At 69.2% G+C, this 17,217-nt stretch carries 21 protein-coding genes; 6 read left to right on the top strand and 15 right to left on the bottom strand.

What is annotated here, in order from left to right; all coding sequences use genetic code 11:
* Positions 1–114 precede the first annotated feature (114 nt).
* Positions 115–297 carry a hypothetical protein gene (locus Q5H91_RS05250; protein ID WP_305172164.1) on the top strand — a complete coding sequence of 61 codons (183 nt, stop codon included), beginning with the start codon at positions 115–117 and terminating at the stop codon, positions 295–297.
* A 33-nt stretch (positions 298–330) separates the two neighbouring features.
* Here Q5H91_RS05250 and Q5H91_RS05245 read toward each other — a convergent pair whose 3' ends face one another.
* Positions 331–1,650: an acyl-[ACP]--phospholipid O-acyltransferase gene (locus tag Q5H91_RS05245; protein ID WP_305172163.1), complete on the bottom strand. Its 1,320-nt coding sequence runs from the start codon at positions 1,648–1,650 to the stop codon at positions 331–333.
* 129 nt (positions 1,651–1,779) lie between these two features.
* On the opposite strand from Q5H91_RS05245, the gene pgsA reads away from it, so the two are divergent.
* From pgsA to Q5H91_RS05230, 3 genes are read left to right on the top strand one after another with little or no spacing between them, the layout of a single operon-like run.
* Positions 1,780–2,331 carry a CDP-diacylglycerol--glycerol-3-phosphate 3-phosphatidyltransferase gene (gene pgsA / locus Q5H91_RS05240; RefSeq protein WP_305172162.1) on the top strand — a complete coding sequence of 184 codons (552 nt, stop codon included), beginning with the start codon at positions 1,780–1,782 and terminating at the stop codon, positions 2,329–2,331.
* 5 nt (positions 2,332–2,336) lie between these two features.
* Entirely contained in the window at positions 2,337–2,594 is a 258-nt protein-coding gene (gene moaD / locus Q5H91_RS05235) for a molybdopterin converting factor subunit 1 (protein WP_305172161.1), read from the top strand.
* Positions 2,591–3,037 carry a molybdenum cofactor biosynthesis protein MoaE gene (locus Q5H91_RS05230; RefSeq protein ID WP_305172160.1) on the top strand — a complete coding sequence of 149 codons (447 nt, stop codon included), beginning with the start codon at positions 2,591–2,593 and terminating at the stop codon, positions 3,035–3,037. Before moaD ends, Q5H91_RS05230 begins: the two co-directional genes overlap by 4 nt.
* A 42-nt stretch (positions 3,038–3,079) precedes the next feature.
* Here the strand turns inward: Q5H91_RS05230 and Q5H91_RS05225 are convergent, their stop codons facing one another.
* The 3 genes from Q5H91_RS05225 to Q5H91_RS05215 form a co-directional block, all read right to left on the bottom strand.
* A complete protein-coding gene (locus Q5H91_RS05225; protein WP_305172159.1) occupies positions 3,080–3,727 on the bottom strand; it encodes a fasciclin domain-containing protein in 648 nt (215 codons plus the stop codon).
* Positions 3,728–3,816: 89 nt separating this feature from the next.
* Entirely contained in the window at positions 3,817–4,719 is a 903-nt protein-coding gene (locus tag Q5H91_RS05220; RefSeq protein ID WP_305172158.1) for a hydrogen peroxide-inducible genes activator, read from the bottom strand.
* A 14-nt stretch (positions 4,720–4,733) separates the two neighbouring features.
* A complete protein-coding gene (locus Q5H91_RS05215; protein WP_305172157.1) occupies positions 4,734–5,501 on the bottom strand; it encodes a sulfite exporter TauE/SafE family protein in 768 nt (255 codons plus the stop codon).
* Positions 5,502–5,652: 151 nt separating this feature from the next.
* On the opposite strand from Q5H91_RS05215, the gene epsC reads away from it, so the two are divergent.
* A complete protein-coding gene (gene epsC, locus Q5H91_RS05210; RefSeq protein WP_305172156.1) occupies positions 5,653–6,348 on the top strand; it encodes a serine O-acetyltransferase EpsC in 696 nt (231 codons plus the stop codon).
* Between the two features lie 16 nt (positions 6,349–6,364).
* On the top strand, positions 6,365–6,700 hold the full coding sequence (locus Q5H91_RS05205) for a DUF2794 domain-containing protein (RefSeq protein WP_305172155.1): 336 nt from the start codon (positions 6,365–6,367) through the stop codon (positions 6,698–6,700).
* Here Q5H91_RS05205 and Q5H91_RS05200 read toward each other — a convergent pair.
* From Q5H91_RS05200 to Q5H91_RS05150, 11 genes are all read right to left on the bottom strand, one after another.
* Positions 6,681–7,727, bottom strand: a complete 1,047-nt coding sequence (locus Q5H91_RS05200; RefSeq protein ID WP_305172154.1) for a hypothetical protein — start codon at positions 7,725–7,727, stop codon at positions 6,681–6,683. The genes Q5H91_RS05205 and Q5H91_RS05200 overlap by 20 nt on opposite strands.
* Positions 7,728–7,862: 135 nt before the next feature.
* Positions 7,863–8,774, bottom strand: coding sequence for an SDR family NAD(P)-dependent oxidoreductase (locus Q5H91_RS05195; protein ID WP_305172153.1), 912 nt, complete (start codon positions 8,772–8,774; stop codon positions 7,863–7,865).
* A gap of 79 nt (positions 8,775–8,853) precedes the next feature.
* A complete protein-coding gene (locus Q5H91_RS05190) occupies positions 8,854–9,291 on the bottom strand; it encodes a hypothetical protein (RefSeq protein ID WP_305172152.1) in 438 nt (145 codons plus the stop codon).
* Positions 9,292–9,407: 116 nt separating this feature from the next.
* Positions 9,408–10,103, bottom strand: a complete 696-nt coding sequence (gene phoB / locus Q5H91_RS05185; protein WP_305172151.1) for a phosphate regulon transcriptional regulator PhoB — start codon at positions 10,101–10,103, stop codon at positions 9,408–9,410.
* Positions 10,103–10,789, bottom strand: coding sequence for a phosphate signaling complex protein PhoU (gene phoU, locus Q5H91_RS05180; protein WP_305172150.1), 687 nt, complete (start codon positions 10,787–10,789; stop codon positions 10,103–10,105). Before phoU ends, phoB begins: the two co-directional genes overlap by 1 nt.
* A gap of 11 nt (positions 10,790–10,800) precedes the next feature.
* Positions 10,801–11,547, bottom strand: a complete 747-nt coding sequence (pstB, locus tag Q5H91_RS05175; protein WP_305172396.1) for a phosphate ABC transporter ATP-binding protein PstB — start codon at positions 11,545–11,547, stop codon at positions 10,801–10,803.
* An 11-nt stretch (positions 11,548–11,558) separates the two neighbouring features.
* The gene (gene pstA, locus Q5H91_RS05170) at positions 11,559–12,857 is read right to left on the bottom strand and encodes a phosphate ABC transporter permease PstA (protein WP_305172149.1); all 1,299 of its coding nucleotides are present in this window, start codon (positions 12,855–12,857) and stop codon (positions 11,559–11,561) included.
* Positions 12,850–14,223 carry a phosphate ABC transporter permease subunit PstC gene (pstC, locus tag Q5H91_RS05165; RefSeq protein ID WP_305172148.1) on the bottom strand — a complete coding sequence of 458 codons (1,374 nt, stop codon included), beginning with the start codon at positions 14,221–14,223 and terminating at the stop codon, positions 12,850–12,852. Before pstC ends, pstA begins: the two co-directional genes overlap by 8 nt.
* A complete protein-coding gene (locus tag Q5H91_RS05160; protein ID WP_370655219.1) occupies positions 14,220–15,284 on the bottom strand; it encodes a substrate-binding domain-containing protein in 1,065 nt (354 codons plus the stop codon). Before Q5H91_RS05160 ends, pstC begins: the two co-directional genes overlap by 4 nt.
* An 86-nt stretch (positions 15,285–15,370) precedes the next feature.
* Positions 15,371–16,537, bottom strand: a complete 1,167-nt coding sequence (locus tag Q5H91_RS05155; protein ID WP_305172147.1) for a sensor histidine kinase — start codon at positions 16,535–16,537, stop codon at positions 15,371–15,373.
* A 1-nt stretch (position 16,538) separates the two neighbouring features.
* On the bottom strand, positions 16,539–17,210 hold the full coding sequence (locus tag Q5H91_RS05150) for an HAD-IA family hydrolase (protein WP_305172146.1): 672 nt from the start codon (positions 17,208–17,210) through the stop codon (positions 16,539–16,541).
* Positions 17,211–17,217 lie beyond the last annotated feature (7 nt).

Here is a 17,217-nt window from a genome sequence, read left to right as displayed (position 1 = left end):
TCGCGTCTGGCGATCTGCCATCTTGGCACATATCGGATCGCTGTATCGGATCGGCACAGCGATTAACCATCATACGTGCTGGCGCCGAATGCCTAACGGGACGTTAATGGCGGCATGTCCACGACCCACCTGACCCGACGCCTGGTCCTGACCAACGAGGGTGCCCGCCATCCGCTGCGCCGCGCCTTGCCGCCGGTGAAGGCGCTACCCGCGACGCGCGAGGACGATCAGGATCTCAAGCTGTTCGCACTGAGCTTCGCGGCGTTCTTCGTCTGCTTCTACAGCTTTATCTTCTGATCGGCCTTTGCGGGAGCAGGGAGCGGGGCAAGCCTATCCGCAGGGAAGGCACGCATCCTCGCGGTCGCAGACGCGGTGCAGGCGCTGGGCGATGCCGGCAGAGATCAGGCACATGCCCGCGACCACCAGCAGCATGTTCTCCGACGAGACACCCAGGCCAGTGGTCAGGAACAGCACCACGATTGCGCCGATCGTCATCGCGCCGGCGTTGACGACATTGTTCGCCGCGACGGTGCGTGCCGTCTGATCCTTCTCCACCGTCGTGGTCAGGAAGGCGTAGAGCGGCACGACGAACATGCCCCCGGTCACCGCGATCGCCAGCAGCGTGGCGAGCACCGCCAGGGCGCCGGGATGGGCCATGAAGGCCGACCAGCCGAGCAACTGCCCCGCCGGCGCCGACTGCCAGTTGCGCGCCAGGATCGAGAAGAGGACGACGAATATCCCCATGCCGATCACGGAGGCGGGGGCGTAGCGGGCCGAGATCCGCCCCTTCAGCATCGTGTTGATGATGACCGACCCGATCGCGACCCCGACCGAGAAGACCGCGATCACACCGCTGGCGACCCGCTCGTCGGCGGTCAGCACGTTCTTCACCAGCGGCGGGAAGACGATGATGAGGACCGAGCCGATCGTCCAGAAGAAGCTGATCGCGCAGATTGCCAGGAACAACCGCGGAATGTGCATCGTCGCCGAGATTAGCCGCCACGATGCGGTCAGCGGATTGTAGTTCAGTTTCAGCGGCGGCCCTTCGCGCGGGGCGGGAGGGACCTGTCGTCCGGCCAGCCAGCCGATCACGGCAATGGCGAGCACGGTCGCCGCCGCGCCCTCGATCGGAATCCAGCCGGCGACCACGGTGCCCGCCAGGATCGCGAGATACGTCCCCGCCTCGACCAGCCCGGTGCCGCCCAGCACGTCGCAAGGGGCCAGATGCTGGGGCAGGATGGCGTATTTGATCGGCCCGAAGAAGGTCGAGTGGATACCCAGCAGCAGCACCGCGCCCAGCATCATCGCGAGCCCGGCATTGATGAAGCCGCCGCGCGCCAGCATCAGGCCGGTCGCGCCGACCGCCATGATCGCGATCTCCGCCGCCTTGACGATGCGGATGATCCGCGCCTTGTCGTGGCTGTCGGCGAGCTGCCCGGCCAGCGCGGACAGGAGGAAGAAGGGCAGGATGCCGATCCCCGTCGCCAGCGCGTTGAAATTGGCTTCCTTCGCCGCGTCGTTGAAGATCGCGTAGGTCGCGAACAACACCATCGACGTCTTGAACAGATTGTCGTTGAACGCACCGAGAAACTGGGTGACGAAAAGGGGCAGGAAGCGACGCCGCTTCAGCAGCCCCAACGCATTAATCATGACATGGCCTTGATGCCGTATACCGTGGGCGCTTGTAGACCAGCCCGCCCGACCTGCCAACGTCCGATCCCGCCGCCCTGTCGCGCGGGGTTCCCGCCCGGCGCTTGGCGGGATAGGGGTGGCAGCATCATGTTAAGCCTGCCCAACCTGTTGACCCTGTCGCGCATCGTCGCGGTGCCGCTGCTCGTCGGCCTGTTGTGGTGGCCGGGCTGGGCGCTGGGATACGGGATCGCCTTCGCGCTCTACTGCCTGATGGGCATCACCGATTATTTCGACGGCTATCTGGCGCGGTCCAACGGCGCGGTGTCGCGGCTGGGCATCTTCCTGGACCCGATCGCCGACAAGATCATGGTCGCGGCCGTCATCCTGATGCTGGTCGGCACGCGCGACATTGCCGGGCTGCACCTGATCGCGGCGCTGGTGATCCTGCTGCGCGAGATCGCGGTGTCGGGTCTGCGCGAGTTCCTGGCGCCGCTGCATGTCTCGATGCCCGTGTCGAAGCTGGCCAAGTGGAAGACGACGCTGCAGCTGGTGTCGCTCGGTGCGCTGATCCTGGGCGGAGCGGTGCCGTCGGCGCCGTGGATCGCGACGGTCGGGCTGACGGCGCTGTGGGGCGCGGCGGTGCTGACGCTGGTGACGGGCTGGGATTACCTGCGCGTCGGCCTGAAGCACATGGACTGACGCGCATGGCGGTGCGGATGCTCTACTTCGCCTGGGTGCGCGAGCGGGTCGGCTGCGGCGAGGAACTGGTCGAGCCGCCCGCTGGCGTCACGACGGTCGCGCAACTGGTCGACTGGCTGGCGATGCGCAGCGACGGACATGCCCAGGCCTTTGCCGATCGCGGGCGGTTGCGCGCCGCGGTCGATCAGGCGTTCGTGCCGCTCGACACGGCCTTTGGCAGTGCCGGCGAAGTGGCGATCTTTCCGCCGGTGACGGGCGGATGATCCGCGTCGTCGTCGACCGCGAGCCGATCGACGTGGCGGCCGAGCTTGCGCTGATCGAGCGGGAGGGCGCAGGGGCGGTGGCGAGCTTCACCGGGCTGGTGCGCGCCGACGCGGGTGCCGAGGGCGCGGTCGAGACACTGGAGCTGGAACATTATCCCGGCGCGACCGAGGCAGCACTCAGGACGCTGGCGGACGAAGCGGTGACGCGCTGGTCGCTGGCCGGGGCGACGATCGTCCACCGGGTCGGGCCGATGCGGGCGGGGGAGCGGATCGTGTTCGTCGGAACCGCGGCGCCGCATCGCGGCGCGGCGCTGGACGCATGCGCCTTCCTGATCGACCGGCTGAAGACTGATGCGCCGTTCTGGAAACGCGAGGTGCGCGGGGGGCACGGGACCTGGGTCGAGGCGCGGGACACCGACGAGGTGGCGGCGCGACGTTGGTAATTGGCATGACGAACGGGGCGGCCGTGACCGCCCCGTTTCACCTCAGCCGAGCTTAGGCAGGCTGATGCCGTTGGTCGAGTGGATCACGCCGTTGCTCTGCTTCAGGTCCGGCTTGTCGATATAGCTCTTGTTGCCGACTGCGTCGGTCAAGAGGATCGCCTGTCCTTCCAGCGAGGCGGTGATCGACTGGCCCGATAGCGTGGCGAGCGTCGCCTTGCCGCCGCCGGAGGTGATCGCGGCGCGCAGCTGGTCGGACGTCATCGCACCCGCGACGACATGGTTCTTCAGGATCGTGGTCAGGCTGGCGACGTTGGCCGGAGCGAGCAGCGTGTCGAGCGTGCCGGCGGGCAGCAGCGCGAAGGCCGAGTCCTTTGGCGCGAAGACCGTGTACGGCCCGGGGCCGGACAGCGTCGGCTCCAGCTTGGCCGCGACGATCAGGCGCTGGAGCGTCTTGTGGTCGGGCGAGGCGGCGATCGCGGCGGCGATGGTGGTGGAGGCGGCGGGCGTCGTCGTCGCGGGCGCGGGCGGCGTGCCGATCGCCGGCGCAGCGGTGCCGGGCGCGCCGGGCGGTACGACGCCGGAGTTGGCCGCCGGCGTCTGGGTGGTGGGGGCGCCCGTCTGCGCGGCGGCAGGGACCGCCACGAGGGTCGCGGCAAGGAGGGCGGGGGTCAGGAAAACAGTCGAACGCATCGCGTTACTCCGGCTTATGAATTGCCTGTCATTCACGCGCGGTGAGGCAGATGGTTCCCGCGCGCCGCCCGACCGCCCCCGCGCCGAGCCTAGTTGATTTCCGCCAGGACGCCCGCCAGCAGGCGAAAATCGCTCTCCCGCGGAGAGGCGCGGCGCCAGACCAGGGCGACGCTGCGCACCGCATTGTCGGCCGCGAGCGGCCGGGCAGTGATGCTGGTATGATCGAGGATGCCGGCCTTCAGCGCCATTTCCGGCAGGACGGTCACGCCCAGACCATTGTCGACCATCTGGACGATGGTGTGGAGCGAGGTGCCGAGCATCGTCGCCTCCGCGCGCAATTCCGGCCGGTTACAGGCGGCAAGCGCGTGGTCCTTCAGGCAGTGGCCGTCCTCCAGCAGCAGCAGGCTGGCGGCGTCGATCGCGTCGGCGTCGATGGTGGCGGGCGCGGGCTCGTCGCCTCGGGTCTGGAAGGCGACGAACAGCCGGTCGTCGAACAGCGGCGCGGTCGCGACTTCGCCGCAGCCGAAAGGCAGGGCGAGGAGGACGCAGTCGGTGCGCCCGGCGTGCAGCCCCTCGCACGCCTGCGCGCTCGATTCCTCGCGCAGGAAGAGGCGGAGTTCGGGATAGTCGGCGCGCAGCCGGGGCAGGATGCGCGGCAGCATGAAGGGGGCGATGGTCGGGATCACACTCATTCGCATCTCGCCGGTCAGCGGGCGGCCGGCGGCGCGGGCCATGTCGCCCAACTCCTCCGCCTCGCGCAGGACCTTGCGCGCCTTGGCGACGATCCGCTCGCCCAGCGGCGTGAAGCGGACGACGCGGCGGGTCCGCTCGACCAGCACGACGCCGATCAGCGTCTCCAGATCGCGCAGGCCGGCCGACAGCGTCGACTGGGTGACGAAGCACGCCTCCGCAGCGCGGCCGAAATGGCCGTGGTCGCGCAGCGCCACCAGGTATTGGAGCTGCTTCAGCGTGGGCAGATAGGTCGCGGCCATTGGCGGCGATTAGCTTACCCGTGCAGCGCGCGCCACAAGCCGAACAGGCTGGTCACGATCAGGACGGTGCCGACCAGCAGCATCAGCGTCTTGGCGGGCACCCGCTTGGCCAGCATCGCGCCGAACGGCGCCGCCAGCACGCCGCCGATCAGCAGCCCGACCGTCGCCATGGTGAAGGCCGCCCAGCCGAGCTGGGTCAGGAAGGTAACCGAGATCGTCACCGTCAGGAAGAACTCGGCGGTGTTGACCGATCCGATCGTGGTACGCGGGGATGCGCCCTGCACCAGCAGGTTCGACGTCACCACTGGGCCCCATCCGCCGCCGCCCGCCGCGTCGAGAAAGCCGCCGACCAGCCCCAGCGGCTCGACCACCTTGGGCTCGCGCTGGGTCGGCGGATAACGCAGGCCCCGCCACAGAAGATAGCCGCCGATCGCGACCAGATAGGCGAGGATGAAAGGCTTGGCGACGGCGGCGTCGATGTTCGACAGCACATAGGCGCCGAGCACGCCGCCGATCACGCCGGGGATCATGATGCGGAAGAACAGCCGCCAGTTGACGTTGCGGTGCGCGACATGGCTGATCCCGGACACGGCGGTCGTGAAGGCTTCGACCGTATGCACCCCGGCAGACGCCGCGGCAGGCGGAACGCCGATCCACAATAGCGCGGTGTTCGAGATGACGCCGAACGCCATGCCGAGCGCGCCGTCGACCACCTGCGCGGCGAAACCGATCAGGACGAACGGCAGGACTTGCGCGAGATCGAGGCTGGATAAGTCGGGCATGAAATTCCTTTCATAATCGAACATGACCGACCCGGCCAAACTCTACAAGATAGATAGGCTTTATGGTGGCCGCAGCCCGGCCATTGCCGCTGATGGAGTGCGTGCCTAGATGCAGGCACGCGCGATCGGGAACGCGCGAGGGAAAATTTCTATGCCGAGCCGCCTCGTCGCCTATCTCGATTCGATCCGCGCCCGCGACCCTGCGCCGCGCAGCCGCGCGGAGGTGCTGACCTATCCGGGCGTGTGGGCGCTCGCCGGGCACCGGATCGCGCATCGGCTGTTCCGCGCGCGGCTGTTCCTGATGGCGCGCATCGTCAACCACACGACCCGTGCCTGGACCGCGATCGACATCCATCCTGGCGCGACGATCGGGCGGAACTTCTTCATCGACCATGGTTTCGTGGTGATCGGCGAGACGGCGGTGATCGGCGACGACGTGACCATCTATCAGTGCGTGACGCTGGGCGGGACCAGCCCCGACAATGGCGTCGGTGGCAAGCGGCACCCGACGCTGCTCGACGGCGCGATCGTGGGGTCGGGCGCGCAGGTGCTGGGGCCGATCACGGTCGGGCGCGGTGCACGGATCGGCGCCAATGCGGTGGTGACGCGCGAGGTGCCGGACGGCGCGGTCATGGTTGGCATCCCGGCCCGCCCGACGGTGGTGGAGGGCGGGGCGTCGCCCAAGCCCGACTTCCTGCCCTATGGCACCAAATGCTCCGAGAATTTCGATCCCGTGACCCAGAAGACCGAGCTGCTGCGCTGCGAGGTGGAGCAGCTGCGCAAGCGGCTGGACGCGCTGCTGGCCGAGCAGCAGGCCGGTGCCGGGGCGGAGCGCGACCGGGCTTGAGGAGGATGCGGGCCTGATGGGCGTCGTCCCCTTTCCCGGCCGGCAGATCGGGCAGGTCGGCTTCGAGCGCGCCGAGCTGACGCGGATCCTGGACCTGTACGGGCGCATGGTCGCCGCGGGCCACTGGCGCGATTATGCGATCGAGCTGGGCCGCGAGGCGGCGGTCTTCTCCGCGTTCCGCCGCGCGACCGAGCGGCCCGAGATCCGGATCGAGAAGCGCCCGGCGCTTCGTCAGCGGCAGGGCATGTGGGCGCTGGTCGGCGAGGCGGGGGCGGTGCTGAAGCGTGGGCACGAGCTGGGGCCGGTGTTAGCCCCGGTCGAGCGACGGCTGCTCAAGCTGGTCGAGGAATAGCCGGTCCGACGTCCTGCACGGGCGGCAGTCGGGTGCCGAGCGCGCCGAGCAGCCCGACAACACGCTTGCGGATCGGATGCCAGAACGCCGACAGGGTCAGTAGCGCAGACCCGATCGCGAGCGCGGTGAACGCCGCCGACAGCTCGACCGCGCCGGCGGTACGGAACAGCGAGAACATCGCGTAGAGGACGTAGACCAGGCTCGATACCAGCAGCGCGCGCCGATCGACCGCGAGTGCGACGAAGGCGAACAGGCCGTAGAGGATCAGGACCAGCACCGCGGTGGCCGGGCCGATCGCCTCGCCGAACACGCCGAGTAGCTGGAAGACCGGATGCGCGATCATCGGCGCGGCGGTGAGGTGGAGCCAGAAGGCGACGTCGGCGCGGCGGGTCAGCCGCTCGCGGTCGCTCAGGTCCCACCGCATCGCCAGCGCGAATACCGCGAGGCCCGCAGCCAGCAGCAGCGGCCAGACCAGCGCATCGACCTGAGGAAAAGCGGCGAGCACCAGTGCGACCGCCAGTCCGGCCACCGATCCCGCGCCGGCGGCGACGGTGATCGGCACCATGAAACGACGCCAGTGCAGCCACGCCGCCGCGGCTGCACCGAGCGCACCCGCCGCCGCGACCAGCGCCTCCAGCCGCTCGGACTGGGGATCGACCAGCGTGCCCAGCGCCAGCGCGACGGCCAGCCCGACGCCGCCGACAAAGGCGCCGAGCAGGATGATGCTGGGCAATGCCATGCGGCGCCGCGCGGTGAAGAACAGCGCCAGCGCCCAGGCGACCGCCGCGACCAGGGCGGGTGCGAGCGGCTGCCACACCTGCCCCCCGATCTGGCCGACCGCCACCAGCAGCAGCACGATGGCAATGGACACGAAGATGTCGTTGAAGCCGGTCAGGAGGCGGAAATGCTCCTCGTCGACCGCCGGGCTGGCGCGACCGGCAGCGACGTACCGGCGGAAGGCGTCGGCCGTCTGCGGGGGCAGCACCCCGGCAGCGACCGCATTGTCGATATCGCCCTCGCTGTACATGCCGGCATCCCCATCGTTTCGCGGGATGCTAGTCAATGTGTATTGCGGTTGCAATACACAGCGGGTCGGCAAGTATCGGCAGTAACGCTCGAACGTCATGCCGGGCTTGTCCCGGCATGACGGAGCGCGGCAGGATCAGCCCTGCTGGAGGAGCGCGGCGATGGTCATCGACTGTTCGGCACCGCTCTTCGGCACGATCTCGCCGTCGCGGTCCACGATCGCGTCCCAGTTGGCGGCAATCCCCTCGGGCGACAGGTCGTCGCCGCGCAGCGCCACGCCGCGCGACAGGGTGATGGCGGCAGACTGGAACACGCCCGCGCCGGCACCGACGATCTGGCCGGTCGGCGCATCTTCGGACACGAGGTAGAGCGCGGCCGGCACCACCTTCTCTGGCGCGAAGGCGGCAAACGCCTCTTCGGGGAACAGGTCCTCGGTCATCCGCGTGCCGGCGGTGGGGGCAATGGTGTTGACGCGAATATTGTTCTTCATGCCCTCGATCGCCAACGTCTTGGCGAGACCGGCGATCCCCAGCTTGGCGGCGGCGTAGTTGGCCTGACCGAAATTGCCGTACAGTCCGCTCGACGACGAGGTCATCAGCACCCGGCCATAGCCTTGCGTGCGGAAGAGGTCCCAGCACGCCTTGGTCGCATAGGCCGAGCCGAGCAGGTGGACGCGGACGACGAACTCGAAATCGGCCGGCTCCATCTTGGCGAAGCTCTTGTCGCGCAGCACGCCGGCATTGTTGATGAGGATGTGGACGCCGCCCCAGCGCTCCTGCGCGCGCGCGACCATCGCGGCCATCTGCGCGTGGTCGGCGACGTTGCCGCCGTCCGCCATCGCCGAGCCGCCCGCCGCCTCGATCTCCGCCACCACTTGCGCGGCGGCGTCGGAATGGCCGGTGCCGTCGCGGCCGCCGCCCAGATCGTTGACGACGACGTGCGCGCCTCGGCGGGCAAGTTCCAGCGCATAGTCGCGGCCAAGGCCCCCGCCGGCACCGGTAACGATGGCGACGCGACCGTCGAAGCGGATTGCGGGTCGGGTGGACATGGAAAAGGGCGCTCCAAGTGGTGGAGCGCCCTTCCTAAATGGGTTGCGCTCGCGCGCAACCCGTCGTTCGTGGCCGGTGTTACTTGCCGCCGCGCTGGCGGCACTTGTCGTACTGGCCCTTCTTGCAGATCGGGTAGCTGGCCAGCGGCGCCGGAGCCGGGAAAGCCTGGGCCGGGCTGACCGAGGGCTGCACGGTCACCGGGCCGGCGCCCGGAGCAGGAGCGGCGCCCGGAGCCGGCTGGTAACCACCGGCCGGGTCACTGGTGCTCATGCCCGACGGCGATGCGGTCGACGGCGCGGCGGGGGCGGCTGGCGGCGTGTCGGTCGTCATCGGCTGAGCCGGATCGGTGGCGGCGGCCGGCGGCGTGCCGGTCGCATCGGGTGCCATCGTGGTGTCGGGCGCGGTCGCGGGCGGCTGTGCGCCATCTGTGGTGGTGGTCGGCGCGGTTGCCGGGGTATCCTGCGCGAATACGGGGGCGGCCAGCAGTGCGGTGGCGGCGAGCAGGGCGAACTTCATGAGAGGATCTCCTCAGGATGATTTCGTACGCGATCCAAATGCATCACGCCGCCGCCCAACGCCCCACGACGCGGATGTGTCCTTCGTGCAACGGTTCCAATTAAGACGTGCGGAAATCAGCCGTCCGCATCAAGGGCATAGCCGGCAGAGCGCACGGTGCGGATGATGTCGGACCGGCCGCCGACGTTGATCGCCTTGCGCAGGCGACGGATATGGACGTCGACGGTGCGGCTCTCGATGTCGCTATCATGGCCCCAGACACTGTCGAGCAGCCGCTCGCGCGAGAAGACGTGGCCGGGATGCTCGAGGAAGTGCTTGAGCAGGCGGAACTCGGTTGGGCCCAGCGCCACCGTCTCGCCGCCGCGCTTCACCTTGTGGCCGACCGTGTCCATCTCGATATCCGAATAGATCAGCGCCTCGCCGGCCAGCGCGGGGCGGACCCGGCGCAGCACCGCGCCGACGCGGGCGACCAGCTCGCGTGGGGAAAAGGGCTTGGTGACATAATCGTCGGCACCCGTCTCCAGCCCGCGGACCCGGTCCTCCTCCTCGCCGCGCGCGGTCAGCATGATGATCGGCACGTTCTGCGTCTCGGGTGCGCGGCGCAGGCGCCGGCAGACCTCCAGGCCAGAGATCACGCCCTCGATCATCCAGTCGAGCAGAACGATGTCGGGCGTCCGCTCCCGCGCGAGGAGCAGCGCCTCCTCGCCATCGGCGGTCTGCACGACCTCGAAATCCTCGCGCCGGAAATGGAAGGTGAGGAGTTCGGCCAGCGCCGCATCGTCCTCCACCAGCAGCATCGTGACGCGTGCCATCAGTCCCGCTCCCCACCACCGCGCTCGCGATCGGCGAGATGTTCGCCGGTCGCCGCGAAATAGACCATCTCCGCGACGTTGGTCGCGTGGTCGCCGATCCGCTCCAGGTTCTTGGCGATGAACAGCAGGTGCGCGACCTGGCTGATCGTCGTCGGGTTCTCGACCATGAAGGTGACGAGGGTGCGGAAGATCGAATCGTAGAAGTCGTCGAGCGGCGGGTCGCTGTGCCAGACCCGCGCCGCCTCCTCGGCATCGCGCGCCGCGAAGGCGTCGAGCGCGTGGCGCACCATCTCGGCCGCCATTCGGCCCATGGCCGGCAGGATCGACACCGGCTCGATCCGGTGCTCGCTCTCGATCAGGGGAACGCGCTTGGCGATGTTCTTGGCATAGTCGGCGATCCGCTCGACCACGCTGGCGATCTTCATCGCCGCCACCACCTCGCGCAGGTCGATCGCCAGCGGCGCGCGCAGCGCGATGATGCGGACGGCCAGGCTCTCGACCTCCGCCTCCAGCGCGTCGATCCTGCGGTCGTTGGCGCGGACCTCGGCGGCGAGCTGCAGGTCGCTGCGCTGAAGCGCCTGCATCGCCTTGGCGATGGCGTCTTCGGTCAGGCCGCCCATCTCGCTGATGAGGCCGCGCAGCTGGCCGATGTCGGTGTCGAACGCCTTGACGGTATGCTCGTTCATGATGCCCCCACTCAGCCGTAGCGGCCGGTGATGTAATCCTTGGTGCGGTCCTGCCGCGGATTGGTGAAGATATCCGACGTGGCGCCATATTCCACCAGCGTGCCTAGGTGGAAGAAGGCGGTCTTCTGGCTGACGCGCGCCGCCTGCTGCATGTTGTGGGTGACGATGGCGATCGCGTAGCGGCCACGTAGTTCGTGGATCAGCTCCTCGATCTTGGCGGTGGCGATCGGGTCTAGCGCGCTGCACGGCTCGTCCATCAGGATTACCTCGGGATCGACGGCGATGGCGCGGGCGATGCACAGCCGCTGCTGCTGGCCGCCCGACAAAGCGGTGCCGCTGTCGGACAGGCGATCCTTCACCTCGTTCCACAGGCCGGCGCGGGTTAGCGAGCGTTCGACGACGTGGTCGAGATCGGCCTTGCCCGCCGCCAGCCCGTGGATGCGGGGGCCGTAGGCGACGTTTTCGTAGATCGACTTGGGGAAGGGGTTGGGCTTCTGGAAAACCATCCCGACGCGGGCGCGCAGCTGCACGACGTCCATCTCGGGCGCGTAGATGTCCTGCCCGTCGAGGCGGATGTCGCCCTTGACGCGGGCCGACGCGACGGTGTCGTTCATGCGGTTGAGGGTGCGCAGGAAAGTGCTCTTGCCGCAGCCGGACGGGCCGATGAAGGCGACGACCTTGTCCTGCTCGATGTCGATCGACACGCCGTCGATCGCCTGTTTCGGCCCGTAGTGAACGTGGACGTTCCGGGCGGTCATCTTGGGTGTGCTCACCAGCGGGTCTCGAAGCGGTTGCGCAGATAGATGGCCAGGCCATTCATCGCGAGGAGGAAGACGAGAAGGACGATGATCGCGGTCGACGTCTTCTCGACGAAGCCGCGGTCGACCTGGTCGGACCAGAGAAAGATCTGGACGGGCAGCGCGGTCGCCGGGCTGGCGATGCCCGAAGGCGGCGCGGCGATGAAGGCGCGCATGCCGATCATCAGCAGCGGCGCCGTCTCGCCCAGCGCGCGCGCCATGCCGATGATCGTGCCGGTCAGGATACCGGGCAGCGCGAGCGGCAGGACGTGGTGGAACACGACCTGGATCGGCGAGGCGCCGATGCCCAGCGCGGCGTCGCGGATCGAGGGCGGCACCGCCTTGATCGCGTTGCGCCCGGCGATGACGATGACCGGCATCGTCATCAGCGCCAGCGTCAGCCCGCCGACGATCGGTGCCGAGCGCGGCAGGCCGAAGGTGCCGAGGAACACGGCGAGCCCTAGCAGGCCGAAGATGATCGAGGGCACCGCCGCCAGGTTGTTGATCGACACCTCGATCAGGTCGGTCCAGCGGTTCCGCGGCGCATATTCCTCGAGGTAGAGCGCCGCCAGCACGCCGATCGGGAAGGCGAGCAGCAGGGTGACCAGCATCGTCAGCAGCGAGCCCTTGAACGCGCCCCAGATGCCCACGCGGGTCGGATCGGTCGCGTCCGCGCCCGTGAAGAAGCTCCAGTTCAGCCCGCGTGACAGGACGTCGCGTTTCGACAGGGCGACGACGGTCGCCTCCGCGGCGGCGCTGCCCTCTCCCTTGTAGGCGATGTCGATCGCGCTGGAGGTCGGCAGGTCGAACACCGCCTTGCGCGACAGGAGCGCGGGGTCGCGCTTGATCGCGTCGCGTACGCGCAGCCAGGCGCCGGACGAGAGTAGGGTCGGGTCGTCATAGGCGCGGGCGGCGGCGGCGCCGACGATCCCCTCCAGCCCGGCACCGGCGAGCGCCAGGTCGGCACCGCGACCGGCGAGCTGCTGCGGCGTCACCGGCAGCTTCGCGGCGGCAAGGTCGATCGGTACCGTCACGCGTGTCTCGGTAAAGCCGCCCAGCCCCTGCACCAGCATCGAGACGAGCAGGAACGCCAGGAATCCGGCCGACAGCACCACCGCGCCCAACCCCATCAGGCGGAAGCGGCGTTCGGCGGCATAGCGCTTGCGGATGCGACGCTGCATCGACCCGGTGGTCCAGTCGGTCGGCGCGCGGGGCGCCGGGTCGTGCGCGGTGCCCGCCGTCGGTAGCGGGGCGACGAGCGAGCTACTCATAAGCCTCCCGGTAGCGCTTCACGACGGTCAGCGCGACGATGTTGAGGAGCAGGGTGACGACGAACAGCGTGAGCCCCAGCGCGAAGGCGGCGAGCGTCTTGGGGCTGTCGAACTCCGCCTCGCCGGTCAGCAGGTCGACGATCTGGCGGGTGACGGTGGTCGCCGAGGCGAAGGGGTTGGCGGTCAGGGTCGCGACCCCGGACGCGGCCATGACGACGATCATCGTCTCGCCGATCGCCCGGCTGACCGCGAGCAGGACGCCGCCGACCACGCCGGGCAAGGCGGCGGGCAGCATCACCTTGCGGATCGTCTCGGAACTGGTCGCGCCCATCGCCAGGCTGCCGTCGCGCATCGCGCTGGGCACTGCCGCCAGGCTGTCGTCGGCCATCGACGAGACGAAGGGGATAATCATGACGCCCATGACCAGCCCGGCCGCCAGTGCGCTCTCTGATGAGGCCCAGCTGATTCCCAGCGATACCGCGAGCGCACGTACCGCCGGCGCGACGGTCAGCGCGGCGAAATAGCCGTAGACCACGGTCGGAACGCCGGCGAGCACCTCGAGAATGGGTTTCATCCAGCGGCGGGTGCGGGGCGCGGCATACTGGGTAAGGTAGACCGCGCTCATCAGCCCGAAGGGGATGGCGACCGCCATGGCGATGACGGCGCCGATGAAGAAGGTGCCCCAGAACAGCGGTACCGCGCCCAGGTTCGCACCCGGATCGCGCGGGTCGATGACCTGCGGGCTCCAGTGCGTGCCGAACAGGAAGTCGGTGACGGGTACGGTGTGGAAGAAGCGCCCCGCCTCGTACAGGAGCGAAGCGACGATGCCGATCGTGGTCAGGATCGCGATCAGCGAGGCGGCGAGCAGCAGACCCATCACGATCCGCTCGACCCTAGTCCGCGCGGCGAAGCCCGGTCGCACCCGCACGAAGGCGAAGGCGCCGCCGGCAAAGGAGAGGAGCAGCGCCAGGCCGGTGGCAATCCAGTCGTAGCGGTCCTGTGCGGTCGCGTAGGCAGGTGCCAGGCGCTGCGACAGTGCGTTGAAGGCACCATAGGCGCGACCCTGGGCCAGCGCCCGCGCCTCCGACAGGATCGACGCGCGGTCGAAGCCGGGTGGGGGCAGCTGCGCGGCGGCAGGCGTGGCGAGGACCGCGTCGGTGACCATCGCCGGCGACACCGCCGCCCAGATGGCGAGAAACACCAGAGGCGGCACCAGCAGCCACAGTGCCACATACCAGCCGTGATGGCCGGGCAGCGAACTGAAGCGCTGGCCGCCGTCACGGAATGCGGCGGCGCGGGCGCGGGCGATCAGCCAGCCGATCAGCGCCAGCCCGGCGACGATGATGACGAGGACGGGGCCGCTCATTTCAGCTCTGCCGGATCTAGCACCGCCTCTGTCGCAACGACCTGCGCCGCGCGGGCACGAACCGCCTCGGGCGCGGCGATCAGGCCGCGCGTGACCAGCGGGCCGTCAGGGCCCCAGCTGGCGACGTAGAGCTTCAGGAAGGTACGCAGGTTCGGGATGGCGGCGAGGTGCGCCTTCTTGACGTAGATGTAGAGCGGGCGCGAGCCGGGATAGCGGCCGTCGGCGATCGTCGCATAGGTCGGCGCGACGCCGCTGATCGGCACGCCGGTCACCGCGCCGGCATTCTCGTCGAGATAGGAATAGCCGAACACGCCGATCGCGTCGGGGTTCGACTGGAGCTTCTGGACGATCAGATTGTCGTTCTCGCCCGCATCGATATAGGCGCCGTCCTCGCGCACGCGGGTGCACAGCGCCTTGTGTGCGTCGGGGTTGGTCGCGGCGAGCGCGTGGGCGGCCGGATCGACCTGCTCGCAGCCCTTGCTCAGGATTAGCTCGGCCAGCGCATCGCGGGTGCCGCTGGTCGCGGGGGGGCCGTATACCTGGATGGGGATGGCGGGGAGCGCCGGATCGACGTCGCGCCAGGTGCGGCGCGTGTTCGGCTTGCCACCCGGCGCGGCGGCGAGCGCGAGATAGAGCTGAGCCGGCGTCAGCGCCATCTTCGGCCCGTTCTTCGCCTCGGCGAAGGCGATGCCGTCGATGCCGACCTGCACCTCCATGATGTCCTTCACGCCGTGAGCGGCGCAGTCGCGATACTCGCTCGCCTTGATCCGGCGCGAGGCATCCTCGATGTCCGGGTGCGCCGCGCCGACGCCGGCGCAGAACAATTTCATGCCCGCGCCGGTACCGGTCGACTCGATGACGGGGGCCGGGATGTCGGGGTCGGTCGCGACCAGCTGCTCGGCGACCATGGTGGTGAAGGGATAGACGGTCGACGATCCGACCACGCTGATCTGGTCGCGCGCGCCCGCACCGCCGCCATTGGCCTGATCCCGACAGCCGCCAAGCACGCACGCGGCCGAAATGGCCAGCAGCATCAGGCCGGATAGGATGTGGCGGCGCATCGATTTCCCTGACGCGGCGGGCTGATGCCGCCGCTCGTCCGCGCCTATGTGACCGAGGGGTTACGCTTTAATGACACGGCTCTCGATCAGCCGGTGGCGGGCAGGGTGACGCTGACCGTGGTGCCGACGCCGACCCGGCTCGCGATGTCGAGGCGACCGCGATGACGCTCGGCAATGTGCTTGACGATGGCGAGGCCGAGGCCGGTGCCGCCCAGCGCGCGGCTGCGCCCGGCGTCGACGCGGTAGAAGCGCTCGGTCAGGCGCGGCAGGTGTTCGGGGGCGATGCCCTCTCCCTCGTCGGTCACGGTCATGACCAAGCCGGTCGGGACGGCCTTCAACGTGACTGTGACCGGCGTGCCGGAACGGCCATATTTCATCGCGTTGCCGATCAGATTGTGGAACAGCTGCGAGAGTTGGGCGCGGTCCCCCGCGACGGGGGGCAGGTTGTCCCACTCCGCGCAGATCAGGTCGGCGGCGCGCGCGCGACCCGATCCGCGCAGCTCGGCACAGACTTCGTCGAGCAGGTCGGCGACGTCGACCAGCCGGTCGGGCAGGCGGTATTTGTCCGCCTCGATCCGCGACAGGGACAAGAGGTCCTCGACAAGGCGCTGCATGCGTCGCGCCTCGTCCATCATGATCTTCAGGAAGCGCGTGCGCAGGACGGGTTCCTCGCCGGCCTCCTCGCCCAGCGTCTCGATATAGCCCATGATCGACGCGAGCGGGGTGCGCAGTTCGTGGCTGGCATTGGCGACGAAATCGACGCGCATCCGCTCGGCGGCGGCATGCTGGGTGCGGTCGACGAGGTTGGCGATCGCGAGGTCTGGCGAGATGGCGGTCACCCGCATCTCCCAGCGGCGATCGCGGCTGCCGATGCCGACCAGCTCGACCGGGTGGCCATCGGCGGCGGCGAGCGCCTGGGCGGCGGCGGGATGGCGGATGGCGACGCGAGCATCCTCACCGATGACGTGCGTTCCCAGTACGTTGCGCGCCGCCGCGTTGGCGATCGAGACGCGGCCGTTCGACACCAGCAGCACCGGATCGGCGACCCCGTCCAGCATTTCCGCAAGCGTCGGTGCGGCGGGAGCGGGCGGTGGCGCCACGTCCATCACCACGTCGCGCCGGCGACCGAGCAGGACCGCGGCGACGCCGCCGACCAGGGCGAGGGCCAGTCCCTCCCAGGCGCCCGTGACCAGAAAGACTGCGGCCGAGGTCGCGGCGGCGAGCGCCAGGGCCGGGTAGGGCGTGGCAAGCATGTCAGCCGAGCCTTTCCAATGTTTCGACAAGCTGGTCGAAACCATCGATGACCGCGTCCGCCCCCAGCGCCTCGACCGGGCGGTCGAGGAAGCCGAAGCTGCATGCCACCACGGGCACGTCCGCCGCCTTGGCCGCGCCGACGTCATAGACCGAGTCGCCGACGAACGCCGCGCGTCCGCCGCCGCAGCGGGCGATCATCTCGAGGATCGGATCGGGAGCCGGCTTGCCGCGGCCGGGGCCCATCGTGTCGCCGCCGATCAGACAGGCGAAGCGGTCGGACAAGCCAAGATCGTCAAGGACCTGCGCGGCATATCGTTCCAGCTTGTTGGTCACGACCGCCAGCCTGACCCCGCGCGCCGCCAGCGTGTCGAGCGCCGCCAGCGCGTGCGGAAAGGGGCGGGTGTGGACCGTCATGTTCGCTTCGTAATAGTCGAGCAGGACGCGGTGGAGACGATCGAGTTCGGCTTCCGAGCAGCCGCCGGTCGCGGCCAGCCCCTGCGCCAGCATGTGGCGCGCGCCACCGCCGATCATCGGCCTGATCCGTTCGACCGGGAGCGTCGGGTGGCCGCTGGCCTGCAGGGCTTCGTTGACGGCGGCGGCGAGATCGCCGCTGGTATCGAGCAGCGTGCCGTCCATGTCGAAGCCGACGATCTGAAATGGAAAATCGGTCATGTCCGGC

Source organism: Sphingomonas aurea, assembly GCF_030678875.1.
Lineage (GTDB): Bacteria > Pseudomonadota > Alphaproteobacteria > Sphingomonadales > Sphingomonadaceae > Sphingomonas > Sphingomonas aurea.
This window is presented reverse-complemented; position numbering and strand designations above follow the sequence as displayed.

Excerpts from the sequence above, each read along its gene's own strand:
- Q5H91_RS05250 (WP_305172164.1), top strand. The coding sequence starts at position 115 with ATGTCCACGACCCACCTGACCCGACGCCTGGTCCTGACCAACGAGGGT.
- Q5H91_RS05245 (WP_305172163.1), bottom strand. The coding sequence starts at position 1,650 with ATGATTAATGCGTTGGGGCTGCTGAAGCGGCGTCGCTTCCTGCCCCTT.
- pgsA (WP_305172162.1), top strand. The coding sequence starts at position 1,780 with ATGTTAAGCCTGCCCAACCTGTTGACCCTGTCGCGCATCGTCGCGGTG.
- moaD (WP_305172161.1), top strand. The coding sequence starts at position 2,337 with ATGGCGGTGCGGATGCTCTACTTCGCCTGGGTGCGCGAGCGGGTCGGC.
- Q5H91_RS05230 (WP_305172160.1), top strand. The coding sequence starts at position 2,591 with ATGATCCGCGTCGTCGTCGACCGCGAGCCGATCGACGTGGCGGCCGAG.
- Q5H91_RS05225 (WP_305172159.1), bottom strand. The coding sequence starts at position 3,727 with ATGCGTTCGACTGTTTTCCTGACCCCCGCCCTCCTTGCCGCGACCCTC.
- Q5H91_RS05220 (WP_305172158.1), bottom strand. The coding sequence starts at position 4,719 with ATGGCCGCGACCTATCTGCCCACGCTGAAGCAGCTCCAATACCTGGTG.
- Q5H91_RS05215 (WP_305172157.1), bottom strand. The coding sequence starts at position 5,501 with ATGCCCGACTTATCCAGCCTCGATCTCGCGCAAGTCCTGCCGTTCGTC.
- epsC (WP_305172156.1), top strand. The coding sequence starts at position 5,653 with ATGCCGAGCCGCCTCGTCGCCTATCTCGATTCGATCCGCGCCCGCGAC.
- Q5H91_RS05205 (WP_305172155.1), top strand. The coding sequence starts at position 6,365 with ATGGGCGTCGTCCCCTTTCCCGGCCGGCAGATCGGGCAGGTCGGCTTC.
- Q5H91_RS05200 (WP_305172154.1), bottom strand. The coding sequence starts at position 7,727 with ATGTACAGCGAGGGCGATATCGACAATGCGGTCGCTGCCGGGGTGCTG.
- Q5H91_RS05195 (WP_305172153.1), bottom strand. The coding sequence starts at position 8,774 with ATGTCCACCCGACCCGCAATCCGCTTCGACGGTCGCGTCGCCATCGTT.
- Q5H91_RS05190 (WP_305172152.1), bottom strand. The coding sequence starts at position 9,291 with ATGAAGTTCGCCCTGCTCGCCGCCACCGCACTGCTGGCCGCCCCCGTA.
- phoB (WP_305172151.1), bottom strand. The coding sequence starts at position 10,103 with ATGGCACGCGTCACGATGCTGCTGGTGGAGGACGATGCGGCGCTGGCC.
- phoU (WP_305172150.1), bottom strand. The coding sequence starts at position 10,789 with ATGAACGAGCATACCGTCAAGGCGTTCGACACCGACATCGGCCAGCTG.
- pstB (WP_305172396.1), bottom strand. The coding sequence starts at position 11,547 with ATGACCGCCCGGAACGTCCACGTTCACTACGGGCCGAAACAGGCGATC.
- pstA (WP_305172149.1), bottom strand. The coding sequence starts at position 12,857 with ATGAGTAGCTCGCTCGTCGCCCCGCTACCGACGGCGGGCACCGCGCAC.
- pstC (WP_305172148.1), bottom strand. The coding sequence starts at position 14,223 with ATGAGCGGCCCCGTCCTCGTCATCATCGTCGCCGGGCTGGCGCTGATC.
- Q5H91_RS05160 (WP_370655219.1), bottom strand. The coding sequence starts at position 15,284 with ATGCGCCGCCACATCCTATCCGGCCTGATGCTGCTGGCCATTTCGGCC.
- Q5H91_RS05155 (WP_305172147.1), bottom strand. The coding sequence starts at position 16,537 with ATGCTTGCCACGCCCTACCCGGCCCTGGCGCTCGCCGCCGCGACCTCG.
- Q5H91_RS05150 (WP_305172146.1), bottom strand. The coding sequence starts at position 17,210 with ATGACCGATTTTCCATTTCAGATCGTCGGCTTCGACATGGACGGCACG.